Raw genomic sequence first — 17,221 nt, 5'->3', positions numbered from 1 at the left:
GCGTCGGGAGAAGCCCCGCAATCAACTTATCGAAACATGTTTACTGAAATACGCAACCGCCATTTCTACAATTTCGTCTTTAGTTGTAAAACTATATTGTATTCCGTTTTCTAAAGTATAATGATCGCCAATGTTTGGAAAATATTCTTTCCCATTTGCGTGAAATGAATTTACAACGGTAAACCACCGATGGCGTTCGTGATCTTTAAAGGAATAGATTAGATTATCTGAAGTAATAAAATTAGTTCCGTTATTGACATCAAGTATAGAAGTATATTTACTTTTTGGGAAACTACCATAAATACAGATCTTTGAATTGAATTTTTGTGATAATAGTTCGGTTACTTTTTGGTTATTGAGCATATAAAAATCTTTTAAGTTTTGGTGTAGTTTTGTAAATATAGGACTGTGTTTTTCGGTTACTACACCCTTAAAAGTTTTTATTGTATTAAAATAAGGTATTTTTAATTCTCAATTCTCTCAGTTTTTATCTGATTTTTTACCAAATAATATATTCCAACAAAAAGCAAAAACACCATAATTTTCATCAACAATGCAAGGAAAAAGTTAGAGGGATAAATATCTAAATCACGATACATTGTCCAGGAACTTGGCAAGTAATCACGATGGAAACTACTAATAAAAATAATAAATCGTTCAATTGAAACAATGAGTAGAAAGCTAAATATCATTCTCAATAAAGCATTTTTGCTGACTTTTTTAAATCGCAGTAATTGCGTAAGAACAAACCATAAAATGGGCTGCGACCAAATTCCAAACCAGTATTCGCCAAACATCCTGTTGAGCATAGCGCTTTGTTCTTCGGAATTATTTTCTGCATAAAAAACAAAAATTCCAATTATCCAGACAGTAAAATAAATTACGCCGGCCAAAGAAATAAATTTAACGGCTTCTTCATCTATTTTGTACAGAATTGGTTTCTTTATAAAAATAGAAACAATTAGAAATAGAATTGAATATAAACCAAAGGCTGTAAAAAAGTCGACAGTTATTATTTGAAGAAGTAATAGAATATTTTCTCTCATTATTTTTTCGTTCTGTCTTTTGCCAAACGATTTTTGCTTTTAGAATAACCAGCTTCTTCTACATTAAAAGAATCTAGAATTCTATTCATTCTTTCGGTATATTGTTTTTCTTTACTGGCTTCCGTCCATGACATGATTTGATAGTATCGGTTTTTTCCCTGTACAATTGCGAATCGATAAAAAACATTAAAACCGTCGCTGATTCCAGATACTGAAAAAACAATAGCACTTGAGGAATTAATTTTCTTTTTCTTTACATCGTAGAGCTTAAAATCTTTTAAACCTGATTTTTTAAAATTATTCAAAGTCGCATTGTAATATCCATCTAGATCTGGTGTTGTGTTTAATAAATTATTTTCAATAGCATTTACAAAATCACTTTTTAATTCATCTATTACAATAACATAAAATTCGTCAAACTGATTCTGTAATTGTAAAGAAGCCTGATCATTTAATTCTGTCGTAACACCAAGACTTTCCGGAACAGATAATGAATATTTGTTTTCGACTGTTTTCTTTTCAAATTTTTCATTCGAATGATTCTGATCGCATGAAGAAAGAGCTACAAGAAATAGTAAAGAAATAATTTTTTTCATAAGATATTTACTGGTTTTTGGTGATGTAATATTAATCCAAAATCGAATATATATTACATATATAATAAAGAACAAATAAAAGTATTATAACTGCAAATCCAATTATAATTTCTGGATTGACTTTATCAAAAAGTTTGGGTTTTTTAGATAAAGAATAAACAATTGCTGTTATAATAGATATAGAAAATAGGAGTAAAAACCCGAATTTTCCATCATCATTATCTTCTTCATTTCTACATTTAAGGCTTAGATATTCTTTGTTGTTTTTTATTAACGAATGAATTTCACAAGAAGTTTCCGTGTCAAAATCGTCTATATCATCTTTTAAAATGGAAATTGAGATTGTATCTCCGGCTTTTATTTCATTTATTACTTCATCATCATTAACACATCTATAATCATAACTGGCAATCTCAAAAGTAGTTTGATTATTTATACAGTTAATTTCTATCCATTTTTTACTATGTTTCCCTTTTCTTTCTTTGAATTGAGGCGCGGTTGAAGTGATTAGATTTTCATAAACCTGAAGTTCTGATTGTTTTATTATATAACTTCCACTAATGACTTTCATAAAAAAGTAAGTCCCAATGATGAAACAAGTTACAGATACGATTAAATAAGTTTGTTGCTTTTTTTCCCAATCACTAATACTTTCAATCATAAATTTTATTGGCTGTTTGCTTTTCGATTTATATGTATTATTACAGGATTTTCGCCATCTGTATTTCTTTTACTTCTGCCTTCCAGACCAATTTGAACATCATTTGGTTTTTCAGAACCTAGTTCGTTAGGACTTACATACGTATACATTCCGTAGCCATGTCCTGAAACAATCCAGCCTTCGGTTTCCTTTAAATGAATAACGCTAAAGTCTCCGGCGGACCCTCCGACATGTACCGGGCCAAATTCTTTCATTAATTTTACTGCCTCGCTTTCTAAATCTGGAATGGTGTCTGCATTGTCAAAAATTATATAAGTTCCGTTTTTGAATAAAACCCAATCTTGAAATTTTGGATTAATAGCAAGTCTGACGTGATTAAGCAAATCAGCTTCTGTCATTTCGTTAGATTCTTGATTGTCAATTTTCTTTTTTTCAGGATTTTTACAACCCAATGAAAGGAAAGTTAAAAGAGGCAGAATAATTTTAAATGGCTTTATCTTCATATAGAATTTGGTTTCAAGAGGATTTTTCAAATGTATTAATTTTTGATTATGATTTAATACATTTGAATTAATTTGGTTTTCTCTTTTGTTATTTAAATAAGTATCTGTAATTGTAAGAAAATAAATATAAAATAGAAGGATTTTTCTTATATTTGTTTTTCCTAAATATTACGACTTTGAAAATAAATGAAATTTGCCCTTGTATTATGTGTACGGTATCGGAAACGACCGTAAACACTGTCGTAAGTGTTTGGAACACTAAGATGCAAGGGTTTTTTATTCCTAAATTTTACGACATTATGATTACAAACACAATTTCAACAGAAGCTGAAACAAGACTTCTAAATTTTTTCAACACTAAAATTGATCCGCAAGACATGGCCAAAGCAATAAGGCAGGTAAATTATATCCTTGCTTTAGGCGTTATGCGAGAACATGAAACCCTTCAAAACGGAATTGATAATTTAGAAAACAGCTTTTTTTGGCTGAATGAATTGGCCGAAGTTTTGAATCCTTATTTGGATGGAGAATAAATTTTATAAAAAGCCTCGATTTGAAAAAATCGAGGTTTTTTTTATTGATTGTTATCATTCTTTAATTTACGAGCGACACTTCGCGCACCAACATGTATATAATGGTTTCTGGAATTTCTTTTTACTTCGCAGCAAACTAATTGTTTAATTATTCTCTATTAAATTCCTATAAAATAGTAAACCACATTGACATCAATTTTATATAATTTCAGTTTAATTTTTAATAAAAATTTGATTTTCAATTAATTAACTTTTATTAAAGAAAGCTTTAACAGCGTCTGTTTCTGCTGGCTGTTTGAAATAACTAATTTTAACTTAAATCAAAATTAATAACATTTTAAATATTTAAATCATGAAAAAGAATATAGCAATATTAGCCACAAACGGTTTTGAAGAATCAGAATTATCATCACCTAAAGCCTATCTGGAAGAGCAAGGTTGGAATGCAGATATCGTCAGTTTGAAATCTGGAACCATCAAATCTTGGAAAGACGGAAATTGGAGTAAGGAATATAATGTTGATGTAGTATTAGATCAGGCAAATGAAGCAGATTACGATGCTTTGGTTTTGCCGGGAGGAGTAATCAACCCTGATTTATTGAGAAGAGAAGAAGCTGCAGTAAATTTTGTACGTTCCTTTTTTGAAAGTAAAAAACCAGTAGCAGCTATTTGTCACGGACCTCAAATTCTGGTAGATGCTGACGTTTTAGAAGGTCGAAAAGTAACTTCGTTTTTCTCTATTAAAAACGATTTAAAAAATGCCGGAGCACAATGGGAAGACTCAGAAGTTGTCGTAGACAATGGATTAGTAACCAGCCGAAACCCCAATGATTTGCCCGCTTTTAATAAAAAAATGGTGGAAGAAATTAAAGAAGGAAAACACGAGCGTCAAACAGTCTAAAAAAGATATTTTATCTAGATTTGTCAAATTGCAAAAAATGCAAGATCAATTTTGGTCTTGCATTTTTTTTATTGAATAGTCCCTAGTTTTAACTAGGGGATTAAAAGATTCAATAGTAATAAGGCTTTAGCCAAAACACGCATTTTGGCTAAAGCCTTACAATTATTCTTATTTATACCTCCAGCTAAAGCTGGAGGCAATTGATTTTTTTAATTAATTGAGGATTAATCTTTGCGTTCCTCTGGTTGAAACCAGAGGCTATGTTTTAAAATAATTGTGGAGTTTATTTTTGATTTTTTTGTCTTTTGCTAGTGTTAGCGTTCCTATTTTACGTCTAGTTTGTCATTTCGACCGAAGGGAGAAATCTCCACAAGTAGCTCGACAAAGATTGTGGACTCACTTTGCGGAGTTTCTAGTGCGATTTCTCCCTTCGGTCGAAATGACAAAAAGGTGATAAATACCTCCTGAAATATAGATTTCTTATATTTGATAAAAGCAATATATTAATTGAAAGAAAAATCTTTCTTTTAAAAATGTTTTTCTCTACATTTGAAGTTCTTAAATCTTCACATTTAAAATAAAGTAAAATTTGCCTTTATGGTTTGACAAGTAATATGTCTTACCAAAATAGGCTTTAATTCATTAAATGGAAGACATGAAAACAAACACCCTTTCAACAGAAGCCGAAACAAGGCTTCTAAATTTCTTCAACACTAAAATTGATCCGCAAGACATGGCCAAAGCAATAAGGCAGGTAAATTATATCCTTGCTTTAGGCGTTATGCGAGAACATGAAACTCTTCAAAACGGAATAGATAATTTAGAAAACAGCTTTTTTTGGCTGAATGAATTGGCTGAAGTTTTGAATCCTTATTTGGAGAATGAATAAAGTTTATAAAAAAACCTCGATTTTTTAAAATCGAGGTTTTTTATTTAAATTGTTATCATTTTTGCGTGCACGGGGACTTTTTGGAGCGGGTAAAACTCACCTTTTCCTTATGCAGAAGTTATATAAATCAACGTTGTTGGAATCAATAAATTCCCCTAATGAAAAAGGGGCTACTTAAAGCCCCTTAGCGGGGGATATGGGATTCGAACCCATGGCTCATTACGAGCGACAGGGTATCAGCCTGCTTCCTTAAACCACTCAGCAATCCTAGAAAAAAACTAGCGTGCTTTCTTAGAATTGATATTACAAAGGTATATTAATGTTAAAACTAAAGCAATACCTTCTTATAAAAAGAATTTATATTGATATAGTTTTATCACTACATTAAACTTCATAGGCATTATGCCAAGCTATAAATTCGTCAAGACTGGTAATGTTTGCAAGATTTGGTTTTCTTTTTGATGAGCCTTGTCCCTTTTTTATTCCAAAATCTACACTAAGAACACCATCGTCAGTTAAATTAACAAGATACTCTCTTTCTCCTGCCTCACCGAATCGAAAATCTTCTGAAATAGATCTACCTAGGTTTCGGTCTTGTTTCTTATTATATCCCAGTTTTATTAAATCTTTTTTAGTGATCATAATTAATTTTTTACATGTTATTGTGTAACAAAAATATAGAAAAATAAATTGATGTATGGAAATCCGTAAACGAAAATAAAAAGATCTATATACTTTTATCTTTGAAAATAATGCTCATTAAATATCAAAAATAATTTAATGAACGTAATCTTAAAATGGATTTGAACACAAAAAAATCGATCGAAAATATAAAAGCAAAATTTACGTCGTACATTTAGTATCGGTTGTTTTTAGCAGTATTTACCTATTTTTATTATGTTTGTTTCAATTAAAACTAACCAATGACTATAACAGAATTAATACAAAGCACAATTGACTCATCAAAAGAACGCTTAAAGACACCTATTGTGAGATCTTTCATCTGTTCTTTTATCATTTTTAATTGGAGACCAATAGTAATACTTATATTTTCGGACGAAAAAATTGAAAATAGACTAAAAGCAGTTGATTTTTACTTTGACACTTGGTATTGGACAGTACTAGCAATAATAGTTCCTATTCTAATGGTTGGTGTATATACTTTTTTAATTCCCATGCTGATGGTGTGGGTGGACGAAAAGCTTGAACCGACAAAGGAAAAAAGAATAAAGAGTGTATATAAATCAAAGCAATTTGTTATAAAAGAAAAAATCACTCTCGCAATAGTTGAACTAGATTTAAAAAATGCGGAATCCGGTAATAGAGAAAAACAAGACTTCATCGATAGGATAAAATTTTTGGAAGATTCAAAAGAGCAATTAGAAGAATCGAAAAGACAAATGGAAATTGCTAATAAAAATTCAATTGATCAACTAAACGCAAAATTAAAAGAAGCGAATATAAATAATGAAAATCTATTTTCTAATATTCAGGAATATAAATATATTGATCCTGAAAAAATTCGAGAAACCTTAGGAATTGGAAAAGAATTTGATAAATATTCAAATGAAACAATCCTAAAAGCAATGTCAGAAGGAATCTTCGCAAATTGGCAGTTAGATCAACTTTTCTCAATATCTGATTTAAACAAGACTGAAAATAATACAATCGACTCGACTTGGATCGATGATGCATTCTTAAAAGTTTTAATAGAACTAAAAGTTCTCATTAAAAACAATAAAGGAATTTATCAAATCTCAGATCATGGAAAAGATTTTATTGAGTATGTAAAAAAGAAAAATTTAAAATATTATCAGAATTTTAGATTTAAACACAACCTCTAAATATAGTAACTATGCAAATTGAAATAATTACTCCAAATGCAACACAACTAAGAGAACAAATTTTTAAAGCTGTTAAAAGCGGTACTTTAGAAACTTGGAAGATTGCACAATCAGAAGATGATAAATATTTGTTGACACCAGTTGGCGCGCAATTTTATAATAATGTTCTTCTCAGATTTGAGGTGTTACCTTTTAGTAAAAACGTCACAATATTCCCAACACACTGGAGGACACAAGAACAACCTTCAGATGCATTGATCGCGATTGTTCTAGGAATGATTACTGCCGCTCTATTAACACATTTTAGCACAGATTTCGCAAGACTTGAAATAAAATGAAAATAATAACAAGCAACACTTTATAACTGATCGAAACAAATAAAGAAGCAGAAGAATTTGTTGTACAAATAAGCACACTTGGCTGGCCAAAACAATTTGAATGATAGAATTGTAAAAGCATTCATTTATAAATAATTTGTTAATAATTATCTTCAACAATATCAAAAGACTTTTTCCATATTTCGCCTTTTTTAGTGTAGAGGACAATACTTGAACTTCCGTAACCTGTAGTGCGGCATAATTTTGCAAGATATATACATACAGTGTTATCCGTTTTAATATATATAGGATCTGAAATCATAATAACTTGATTGTTAGTGTATTTATCAAGGTATTCCAAAATATCCGATTTCTTAATTAATTTACGATTGCTAAAATCGTCTTCTTTCCATTCCTTTTTGTATTGCTTTCGAATACCTTCAGAAAGATATTGTAATTCTTCACCAGTTAATATAAGACTTTCACTTTCAATGTCTGAATTATTTATATACGGTTTTTCTAGCATCAATTTTAATAAATGTTCTACGTTTACAGAATCAATTTTTGTAGCAATAAAAGTTTCTCCTTTATTGAAAGCTTCTTGTCTAATAACATCATTTAATAAATCTTTTTTCATCATTTCGTAGTTTAGCATTTGTGCAAACGAAAGAGAAGTAAAAAGAAATAGAATTACAGATAATTTCATTTTTAAATATTTGTGATTATAGAAAGGATTATTAGATATGTTTAATCCAAAAATAAGAAAAAACTTTGTGCCTTAGCGCCTTCGTGGCAAAACAAAAAAGGACGACACTATATCAAGTATCGTCCTTCAAGGCAAATTTTAAATTTGCATTTTAAAATCAGTAACAATTTTAAAATGCCGCATTCAAGAATGCGTACAGTTTTTGGTAATCACTAAATTGAAGACTAAACGCAGGTTATTCGTTTATGATATCGCCTTCCTTAGTTTCTTCGCTGGCAATTTTTACCAGTTTATCTTTAAGGTTTAAATCTCCGAAAATTTCGATTTTATCGTCGATTTCTCTTCCTTTTTTAATGTCAACTCTGTTTGCTTTATGATTTACAACTCTAATTACAAACAAACCTTCAGCAGAATTCACCACTGCTGATTTTGGAACTACAAATGTGCTGTCTTTCGCGTTAAGCGGTAGTAAAACTTCGGCAACCATTCCAGGTAATAAATCTTTTTTGGTGTTCACAACATCCATTTCAACACGCTCAGAACGCAATTTTAAATCTAAAGCACCAGACATTCTGGTAATTTTAGCTTTAAAAGTTTCAGGCAGTGATTTTACATTAAAACTCATTTCGTCGCCTTCGTGTAAATATCCTGTATACAATTCCGGAATTGAAACCGCCAAACGTAATTTATCCTGCTGTTGAATGGTCAATAAAGGCAAATCTGAACCTTTTCCTGCCGGACCAACAAATGTTCCTAAATTCACGTTTCTTGCCGCCACAACGCCATCAAACGGAGCGCGGATTTCAAGATAACCTCTCATAATCGAAACTTCTTTATGCGCAGCAATTGCGGCTTGGTATTGTGCGTAATCAGAATTCTTTTTTCCGCTTGCCATTTCTAAATCATTTTTAGAAATCGTTCCTTCAACCTTGCTGGTTTCATACAAGCGGTTGTAAGTACTTTTGCTCGTTGTATAAATCGCTTCCATCGATTTTAATCTCGATTCGGCTGCAGCCAGCTGTGAACTGATTTCAGGAGCTTCTAAAACAATTAAAAGCTGTCCTTTTTTTACTTTCGTACCAATATCAACTTTCAATAATTTTACGAAACTGCTCACTTTTGCGTATAAATCTACTTGTTGAAAACCAGTTAATTCGGCTGGTAAACGCAATTCTGTACTTAGTTTTTCTTTTTCTAAAAGAAACGTTTCAGTTTTAGGTTCAATTTCTGCCACAACAGGTTCTTCTTTCTTTGAATTACAGCTGTTAAGGAAAAATAATGCTGCAAAAAACAGCGCGCTATATTGTATTTTATTTTTCATTTTTTGGTTTTATATGATTATTAAAGGATAAAAGTTATCGAAGTTTTTTCACCACGATTGGACTTTCAACTTTATGACTTTTCAACTTTCGACTTACTTATTGATGAGATATAATGGATGCTTTCTTCGTCTTCAGGATCTAAAGAAACAGATTGTGTCGATGTTTTTTCTTGTGCCCAGGCAAAAATCTGAGGAAGAATTAATAATACGGCAAAAGTAGAAAATAATAATCCGCCAATAACCGCTCTTCCTAACGGAGAAACCTGATCGCCGCCTTCACCGTGTCCAATTGCCATAGGTAACATTCCCGCAATCATCGCAACCGAAGTCATAATAATCGGACGAAGACGCAGCGCCGCAGCTTCACGTGCAGACTCTAAAGCGTTTCCGTTTCGTTTACGTAATTGTTCGGCATTCGTGACCAGTAAAACGGCATTGGCAATCGAAACCCCAACCGACATAATGATTCCCATATACGATTGTAAATTCAACGTAGATCCTGTAAGCGTAAGCATTAATAAAGCTCCTAAAACAACCGCAGGAACCGTTGTTAAAATTACCAATGAAACTTTGAACGACTGGAAATTAGCGGCTAACATTAAGAAGATTACAAAAACGGCAACCAATAATCCTGTTTGTAAACTACTTAATGTTTCGCTCAATACAGTACTTAACCCAATTGGCGAAATGAACAAACCACGAGGTAATTCGCCTAATGAACTAATTGTTTTGCCCACATCTTTTGCAGCCGTACCTAAATCGGTTTGGTTGATGTTTGCCGTAACGGTAATGTATGGCATAGCCCCTAAATTGTCATTTTCTCCACTTACATAAGTTGGTGTAATTTTAGCAACGTCACTTAAAACCGGACGAATCGAGTTTCTTAATACCGGAATTTCTCCAATATCAGTTCTACTTTTCATCTTATTTAAAGGAACCTGAACCTGAACGTTGTATGATAATCCCGCTCTTTCGTCAACCCATGTATTTTTTTCTGTATATCTTGATGATGAAGTCGAAGCCACTAGTGAACGCGAAATATCATTCATATCAACGCCTAATTCTGCAGCACGGGTTCTGTCAATATCAATATTCATTGCCGGATAGTGAATTGGCTGACCAATTTGCACATCTCTGAAATAAGAAATCGCTTTTAGTTTATCAACAATTTGATTGGCGTATAACTCATTTCGTTTTTTGTCTTTTCCTGCAATTCGAATTTCGATTGGAGTAGGAGAACCTTGACTTAAAACTTTATCAGTTAATTCGATTGGTTCAAAAGAAACTTTCGTATTTGGCAGTACTTTTTTAAGTCTTGCTCTAAAGTCATCTTTAAACTCATCCATATCAACATGATATTCTTTTAAACTTACCTGAAATACCGCTTCATGAGAACCTGCCATGAACAAATAAATAGGGTTAATGGAGAATAAAGACGGGTGTTGTCCCACATAAACAGAAGTGATTCCGATATGCTCTTTTCCAACCATTTTCTCTAATTCTTTTAAAACAATTCTGGCTTGTTCTTCTGTTCTTTCTAAACGAGTTCCGTCAACAGCGCGCATTCTCAATTGAAACTGACTTGAATTTGTTTTTGGGAATACATCTTTTCCAATAAAACCAATAAATACAATTGCTAAAGCGGTAGCCGAAACCAGATATATAATACTTGTCGCTTTTTTGTATGGAAATAATCGATCTAAAGTTCTCATAAAACGAACTCTGAATCTTTCAAAAAGACTTATTTTTCCGTTATTATCCGTATCGATTTTTTCAACGTAACCTTTTTTCTGTGTTATCAAATCTTTTTCAGATTCCGGAGTTAAACCGCAGTCTCTAAATTCAGCTTCATCATCTGTAATTTCCGGGCCATGATCGTGTTTTTCATGACCTTTCATTAACCAGTTTGCCATTACAGGAACAAAAGTCTGAGATAATAAAAACGAAATAACCATCGAAAATCCAATCGCTAAAGCCAAAGGCAGGAACAATGCTCCCGGAATACCAACCATGGTAAACGCTGGCGCAAACACGGCAAGAATACAAAGTAAGATTAATAATTTAGGCAATGCAATTTCCTGACACGCATCCCAAATGGCGAGTGCCTTGGGTTTACCCATATCAAGATGCTGGTGAATATTTTCAATAGTTACTGTACTTTCATCCACCAAAATACCAATTGCCAAAGCTAATCCTGATAAAGACATTAAGTTGATCGTTTGCCCAAATAGTTTCAAAAATAAAACTCCCGAAATTACCGAAATTGGAATCGTCATAATTACAATCAAAGCTGCACGACGGTCTCCAAGGAAAAGCAATACCATTAATCCGGTTAAAACCGCACCAATAATTCCTTCAGTAATTAAACTTTTAACCGAGTTGATTACATAAACCGACTGGTCAAACTCATAAGATAATTTTACATCTTCAGGAAGTGTACTTTGAATTTTAGGAAGTTCGGCTTTTAATTTCTGAACCACATCCCAGGTCGAAGCATCACCCGCTTTTGCAATACTAATATAAACAGAACGTTTTCCGTTTACTAAAGCATAACCTGCCGTAATATCGGCACCATCTTTTACAGAAGCAACATCTCCTAATTTTAAGTTTTGAACGCCGCCTTTAAATAACGGAATCTGCTCAAAATCCTTAACTTCTTTAATCGTATTATTTGTTGGAGTAATATAGTTTTTGTCGCCCATACGAACGTTTCCAGAAGGAGCCGTTTGGTTGTTTAAACGAATTGCTTCCACAATTTGATCCGGCGTCATATTATGCGAACGCAATAAATCAGGATCAACATTTACCTCAATTGTTCTTGGGCTTCCGCCAAAGGGAGCCGGAGATAATAAACCGGGAATTGCAGTAAACGAAGCACGAACATAAACGTTGGCTAAATCCTGTAATTCATTGTTTGATCTAACTTTACTGCTTAAAACCAATTGACCAATTGGAAGGGAAGAAGCATCAAAACGAATGATAAATGGAGGCTGAGTTCCCGGAGGAAATGCTGCCTGAATCCTGTTGGAAAGCGCACTTAACTCGGCAGCAGCCTGAGCCATATTTGTACCTTCATAATAGGTTAATTTCATGATCATTAACCCCTGAATATTTTTGGTTTCTACGGATTTTATACCATTCGAAAAAGGCAAAACATTCACGTAGTTTTTAGCAAAATAAGCTTCCATCTGGTCTGGCGTATAACCTCCAAACGGATGCGCAATATAAATAACCGGCAAATTCATTTTTGGTAAAATATCTACCTTAATGTCTTTGATGGCACCAATTCCGAAGAAAAATAGACCCGCAACCAATACTAATATGGAAATGGGTTTGCGGAGTGCAAAACGTATTAAATTCATTAGACGTTATAATTAAAATTCATTTATAAATAAGTCAAAATTGCCCGTTGCAGCAACTTTCAGTAAAAACGACTGCCATACATTATTGTTCACAATATCACGATCGATTTCGGCGCGATTTAAAGTGTAAATCGTTTGGGTCAAATCGGTTAAATCAGTTAAACCATTTTTGTATAAAGTCGATTTTTGAATGTAAGCTCTTTTAGCCGCATCAACCTGAATTGGCGCTTCGGCATAATTATCAAGTGTAATTTTGATCTTATCTTCGGCAAAAGTCAGCTGTGATTTTAATTCTCTGTCTGCCTGATTATATTCTTCCTGTAAAGCCTGAGAAACAAATTTCTGAGCACTTACTTGTTTGCTTGATCTAAAAGGCGTGGTTAAATTCCATGTAATTCCAACTCCAACCAAATAATTGGTACGATCCGGATTTACGCCATCCCAGTAATTTCTGCTAAAAGCATGCTGGTCTGTAGCATAACTATTTTCAAATCCCGAAGCCCTGGTTTGTAAAACACCAAAAGCACTCATGGTTGGGTAATAAAAACGTTTGTATAATTTAACCTGCTGATTGCTGTAATCGATTTTGGTTTTATAGAATTGTAATAAAGGATGCAGACTGTCTGTAGCCGCATTTGTTTTAATTAATTCTTTCGGAATCTGCGTTACAAAAAGAGTATCCGTAACAAAATCCTGAGGTGCAACGCCCATTAAATCAACCAGTTTATTGTTTTGTTCTTTAACGAAATTCTTTGCCAGATTTAAAGCAATTTTAGCTTTTGAAACTTCGGCTGTAGCCAATGTAGAATCTACTCCGGCTAATAATCCGTTTTTAACTCTCGCAACAGCTGTCTTTTTGAAAACCTCTGCACGATCCAGGTTTTTTTGCTGAGAGATCAACAATCTTTGACTTGCCAAAAGATTTAAATAAGCAGCAGAAATTTTGATTTCCTGCTGGAATTTTTCCTGCTGTAAATCTTTTTCTTTGGCCTGAACATCAATTTTAGACAAATTGATTTTTTCCTGCGTTTTTCCAAAAGTGAAAAAATCCCAGTTCATGTTGACCAGATAAAGTGCGCCAAAAGCCGAATTCCAGTTTTGTTCCGGCAGCGGTAATCCTGATGAAGCAACTCCAAGACCTCCAAATCCATAAAGCGGTCCGTTTTGACCATTTACAGTTCCGTAATCCTGCTGAGCCGATAAATTAAGGTTAGGCAGGTAATCACGTCGAGATTGTTTTAGAGTCTCTTTTGATGCATTGGTGTAATTGTTTTTTGCCCTGATCGAACCGTAATTTTCAAGCCCAGTTTTTACTGCTTCTTTTAAAGAAAGGGTTTGAGAGTAACCGATTGATGCAAAAATCAAGAAAAATAATAAGGTAATTTTTTTGAAATACATAAACTCAAGTGTGAAATTATAGCACAAATTTATTTCTCTTACACTGATAAAAGTCATGTTAAGTGATGTACTGCAATAGTAAATGACCAATTCAATTGGTCATTTTTTAGAAATGATAATTAAATATTTGTCCGTACTTTGTGAACTATTTAAGTTTAAAAAATGAGCATAAAATTTGATAATATTCTGGATAACAAATGGTGGCAGGAAATTGCCGTCGTCGCGTTTTCCTTTACCATATATACCTTAAAAAACGACTGGATGTTATTTAGTTCCATAACATCTGTTTTAATGGGCGTTTTTTTCTACTGCATTCTGTATATGCACGCACAGTTCAATCGTTTCTTCCTTTTTCCCATATTATTTAAAACCCGCCGTCCTTTTACTTATTTGGTATTAACGCTTTTTGGTGTTCTTGTTTTCTCGATTGTGTTGTATGAGCTTACGATGCTAGACATGTTTAGAAATCTTTATTTTTATCAAAACTCCCATCAAAGAAGTTATTTGTACCAATTAGCCAGCGTTTTAGGAACTTTAGTTTGTATTTTAAGCCCGATTATTGTTTTTAAATTCTACAGAATACACAGAAAACGTACTGAAGAAGCTTTGTTATTCAACCAAATGCAGTTGAATTCCCTTAAAGGACAATTAAACCCGCACTTTTTATTCAATACTTTTAATACGCTTTACGGAATCAGTCTTGAATTTCCGGACAGAACGCCTGATTTAATTATGAAGGTTTCGCAGTTAATGCGTTATCAATTAGAAAGTAACAGCAAACAATGCGTATCTTTAGAAGACGAATTAGAGTTTATAAACAGTTATGTGCAGCTTGAAAAAGAACGAGTAGGATATCGCTGTGATATTACTTTTGATTCTAAAGTTGATAATGAAAATGCGTATAAAATTTCGCCGATGCTTTTAATTGCTTTTATCGAAAATGCTTTTAAACACGGAACCTGCGCGATTGAAAAATGTTTCGTCCAAATTTTTATTACGGTGGAAGACGGACAGCTGCATCTTCATGTAGTAAATTCAATTCCAACGAAGCAAACAGATGTTGTTTCGACTAAAATTGGCTTAAAAAATACGATTGAAAGACTGAATTTGATTTTCGGAAAAAACTATACACTCGATATTCAGGAGAATAAAAAAACTTATATAGTTGATTTAAAACTGCAGTTGAAAAGATTTGCATAATGAGAGATCCAAAAAAATGCATTATAGTTGATGATGAGCCGGCAGCGCATTATGTTTTAGCTAATTATATAAAACAAAATCCGCAGTTAGAATTGGTTTTTCAGGGATATAATGGCATCGAAGCAATGGATTATCTTAGGGAAAACAAAGTCGATTTGATGTTTTTGGATATCAATATGCCTGAGATTTCAGGAATGGAATTATTGAAGATTATTCCAAATCATCCCAAAACAATTTTGACAACAGCTTATTCTGAATTTGCACTCGAAAGCTACGATTACGGTGTAATTGATTATTTACTGAAACCCATTTATTTTCCAAGATTTTTAAAAGCTGTAGATCGTTTTTTCTCTACAGAAAATGTAAAAACAAAAGAAGAAGAAGTTGTTGTAAATAAGGTAAGCGTAAAAGTTGACGGTTATTTTATTGATATTGAATTAGACCAGCTTTTATATGCACAAAGTTTTGGAAATTACGTAAAACTGCACACGACAAAGCGAACGTATCTCGCCTCAATAACCACAACGGAGCTTGAAAAATGCCTTCCGGAGAAAAATTTTATCCGAATCCATAAATCTTATATTGTTGCATTAGACAAAATTGATACAACTGAAAAAGATTTTGTAGTAATTAAAAATGAAAAATTACCCGTTGGAATAACCTACAAAAGGGAATTGACGGACAGATTAAAAAAGTAACATTTTTTTTATTAAAAAATATTTGGATTTCATTTTAAAAGTAATAATTTTAGTACTTATTTGAGTTTTTAATTTTAGAAGTCAGGATCATGAAAAAAGTATTCTTACTGCTGATTTTACTTTACGGTGGTTTTTTAAGCGCTCAAAATGAAGTAGTAACGCCACCCGAAAAAGTTCGGTTTACTTTTGAAAAAGAGTATCCAAACAAAGTTGCGGTCTGGTCTATAGATTATGTTGGCGATGATAATGATGAAATTAGGTACCAGGCAAAATTTAATACCGATAAGAACACCAAAGCGCTCGCAGTTTATGATAATTTGGGAATTTTGAAAGCGTATGAACTACAAATTCCGTTAAGTCAATTACCTCAAAAAGCGCAGACTTATTTAAAGAAAAATTACGCACCAAAAGCGATTAAGGAAATCGCTGTGATAGTAAATGATAAAAACAAAACAACATATGAAGTGGGCATAGAAAAAGATTCCAGATTTTATGATGTTGTTTTTGATCAAAATGGAGGTTTTGATGTAATCATCGAAAAAAATTAAAAAGAACACTTACTAATTCAATTATATTTAAAACGGCAAACCCGACAAGTTTTTTACTTGTCGGGTTTTGTTTTTGTTGTTAGAAGATATTCTAAATTTTAACTTTTTAATATGGTTAAAATGTAGTAATTTTATTACTTTATATGCAGATTGTTTAATTTTATTAAAGTATTATTATGAAGAATTTTTATTTATTTACCGCCTTTTTATGTTTCAATTTTTTAATAGGACAGCAGAGCATTTTGCTTCCGTCAGAAAAGACAGTAAAGGCTTTTGAAAAACAATATCCACAAAAAAAGCCAATTTGGTCTATGGAATATGGAAAGACTGAGAATGATATTTATTTTGCTGCAAAATTTACTGTAGCAGTCAAAACTCAGGCTTATGCGGTTTATGACAGTGATGGAAATTTTAAAAAGTATAAAGAGCAAATCTCAAGCGCTAAAATACCGCAAAATGCTCAGGTTTATCTTGATTCCAATTATCCGATTAAATCAAACTCGAAATCAAAAAGTAAGTCAAAAACAAAAGCTAAAGCCGTAGTGCTGCCAAGAGAAGCTTACTCTGTACTTGATGCTAAAAACAAAACAACTTATGAAGTAAAAGCGGTAAAAGAAGGAAAAAATTATAATCTTATTTTTGATGAAGAAGGAAACTTAATTAAAACAATTCAAATAGGGTAAAAAAATACTTACTCA

The 17,221-nt window shown here is 32.5% G+C and carries 19 protein-coding genes; 9 read left to right on the top strand and 10 right to left on the bottom strand.

Going from position 1 to position 17,221, the window contains the following annotated elements:
* Positions 1-21: 21 nt before the first annotated feature.
* From FLAPXU55_RS04395 to FLAPXU55_RS04375, 5 genes are all read right to left on the bottom strand, one after another.
* Positions 22-363: a hypothetical protein gene (locus FLAPXU55_RS04395; protein WP_180856746.1), complete on the bottom strand. Its 342-nt coding sequence runs from the start codon at positions 361-363 to the stop codon at positions 22-24.
* Between the two features lie 101 nt (positions 364-464).
* Complete coding sequence (locus tag FLAPXU55_RS04390; protein WP_180856745.1) at positions 465-1,046, bottom strand: hypothetical protein; 582 nt, start codon at positions 1,044-1,046, stop codon at positions 465-467.
* Positions 1,046-1,642 carry a hypothetical protein gene (locus FLAPXU55_RS04385; protein ID WP_180856744.1) on the bottom strand — a complete coding sequence of 199 codons (597 nt, stop codon included), beginning with the start codon at positions 1,640-1,642 and terminating at the stop codon, positions 1,046-1,048. The genes FLAPXU55_RS04390 and FLAPXU55_RS04385 overlap by 1 nt, the downstream gene beginning before the upstream one ends.
* Before the next feature lie 31 nt (positions 1,643-1,673).
* Entirely contained in the window at positions 1,674-2,303 is a 630-nt protein-coding gene (locus FLAPXU55_RS04380) for a hypothetical protein (protein WP_053472027.1), read from the bottom strand.
* Between the two features lie 5 nt (positions 2,304-2,308).
* Positions 2,309-2,806, bottom strand: a complete 498-nt coding sequence (locus FLAPXU55_RS04375; protein ID WP_053472026.1) for a hypothetical protein — start codon at positions 2,804-2,806, stop codon at positions 2,309-2,311.
* Positions 2,807-3,105: 299 nt separating this feature from the next.
* On the opposite strand from FLAPXU55_RS04375, the gene FLAPXU55_RS04370 reads away from it, so the two are divergent.
* From FLAPXU55_RS04370 to FLAPXU55_RS04360, 3 genes are all read left to right on the top strand, one after another.
* Positions 3,106-3,339, top strand: a complete 234-nt coding sequence (locus tag FLAPXU55_RS04370; RefSeq protein WP_180856743.1) for a hypothetical protein — start codon at positions 3,106-3,108, stop codon at positions 3,337-3,339.
* Between the two features lie 352 nt (positions 3,340-3,691).
* A complete protein-coding gene (locus tag FLAPXU55_RS04365) occupies positions 3,692-4,240 on the top strand; it encodes a type 1 glutamine amidotransferase domain-containing protein (protein ID WP_180856742.1) in 549 nt (182 codons plus the stop codon).
* Positions 4,241-4,895: 655 nt separating this feature from the next.
* Positions 4,896-5,129 carry a hypothetical protein gene (locus FLAPXU55_RS04360; RefSeq protein ID WP_180856741.1) on the top strand — a complete coding sequence of 78 codons (234 nt, stop codon included), beginning with the start codon at positions 4,896-4,898 and terminating at the stop codon, positions 5,127-5,129.
* Positions 5,130-5,513: 384 nt separating this feature from the next.
* Here FLAPXU55_RS04360 and FLAPXU55_RS04355 read toward each other — a convergent pair whose 3' ends face one another.
* Positions 5,514-5,771: a hypothetical protein gene (locus tag FLAPXU55_RS04355; protein WP_180856740.1), complete on the bottom strand. Its 258-nt coding sequence runs from the start codon at positions 5,769-5,771 to the stop codon at positions 5,514-5,516.
* Positions 5,772-6,052: 281 nt separating this feature from the next.
* Between FLAPXU55_RS04355 and FLAPXU55_RS04350 the strand changes: the two genes are divergently transcribed.
* Together FLAPXU55_RS04350 and FLAPXU55_RS04345 are read left to right on the top strand one after the other, a co-directional pair.
* Complete coding sequence (locus FLAPXU55_RS04350; RefSeq protein WP_180856739.1) at positions 6,053-6,973, top strand: hypothetical protein; 921 nt, start codon at positions 6,053-6,055, stop codon at positions 6,971-6,973.
* 11 nt (positions 6,974-6,984) lie between these two features.
* Complete coding sequence (locus FLAPXU55_RS04345; protein WP_180856738.1) at positions 6,985-7,311, top strand: hypothetical protein; 327 nt, start codon at positions 6,985-6,987, stop codon at positions 7,309-7,311.
* 139 nt (positions 7,312-7,450) lie between these two features.
* Here FLAPXU55_RS04345 and FLAPXU55_RS04340 read toward each other — a convergent pair whose 3' ends face one another.
* From FLAPXU55_RS04340 to FLAPXU55_RS04325, 4 genes are all read right to left on the bottom strand, one after another.
* Positions 7,451-7,996 (bottom strand): hypothetical protein, encoded by a 546-nt coding sequence (locus FLAPXU55_RS04340; RefSeq protein ID WP_180856737.1) that lies wholly within the window; start codon positions 7,994-7,996, stop codon positions 7,451-7,453.
* A gap of 235 nt (positions 7,997-8,231) precedes the next feature.
* Positions 8,232-9,317, bottom strand: a complete 1,086-nt coding sequence (locus FLAPXU55_RS04335) for an efflux RND transporter periplasmic adaptor subunit (protein ID WP_180856736.1) — start codon at positions 9,315-9,317, stop codon at positions 8,232-8,234.
* A gap of 71 nt (positions 9,318-9,388) precedes the next feature.
* Complete coding sequence (locus tag FLAPXU55_RS04330) at positions 9,389-12,679, bottom strand: efflux RND transporter permease subunit (RefSeq protein WP_180856735.1); 3,291 nt, start codon at positions 12,677-12,679, stop codon at positions 9,389-9,391.
* A 12-nt stretch (positions 12,680-12,691) separates the two neighbouring features.
* A complete protein-coding gene (locus FLAPXU55_RS04325; protein WP_053472019.1) occupies positions 12,692-14,077 on the bottom strand; it encodes a TolC family protein in 1,386 nt (461 codons plus the stop codon).
* Between the two features lie 162 nt (positions 14,078-14,239).
* Here FLAPXU55_RS04325 and FLAPXU55_RS04320 point away from each other — a divergent pair, with 162 nt between their 5' ends.
* The 4 genes from FLAPXU55_RS04320 (at position 14,240) to FLAPXU55_RS04305 (ending at position 17,206) form a co-directional block, all read left to right on the top strand.
* Complete coding sequence (locus FLAPXU55_RS04320; protein ID WP_053472018.1) at positions 14,240-15,277, top strand: sensor histidine kinase; 1,038 nt, start codon at positions 14,240-14,242, stop codon at positions 15,275-15,277.
* Entirely contained in the window at positions 15,277-15,975 is a 699-nt protein-coding gene (locus tag FLAPXU55_RS04315) for a LytR/AlgR family response regulator transcription factor (RefSeq protein WP_053472017.1), read from the top strand. The genes FLAPXU55_RS04320 and FLAPXU55_RS04315 overlap by 1 nt, the downstream gene beginning before the upstream one ends.
* An 89-nt stretch (positions 15,976-16,064) precedes the next feature.
* Positions 16,065-16,523: a PepSY domain-containing protein gene (locus FLAPXU55_RS04310; protein WP_053472016.1), complete on the top strand. Its 459-nt coding sequence runs from the start codon at positions 16,065-16,067 to the stop codon at positions 16,521-16,523.
* A gap of 176 nt (positions 16,524-16,699) precedes the next feature.
* Positions 16,700-17,206, top strand: coding sequence for a hypothetical protein (locus FLAPXU55_RS04305; protein WP_180856734.1), 507 nt, complete (start codon positions 16,700-16,702; stop codon positions 17,204-17,206).
* The last annotated feature ends 15 nt before the right edge of the window (positions 17,207-17,221 follow it).

This window comes from Flavobacterium panici, from assembly GCF_903819335.1.
Classification (GTDB): Bacteria; Bacteroidota; Bacteroidia; order Flavobacteriales; family Flavobacteriaceae; genus Flavobacterium; species Flavobacterium panici.
Note: the sequence above shows the minus strand (reverse complement) of the source record. Positions and strands in the feature narration are given on the sequence as shown.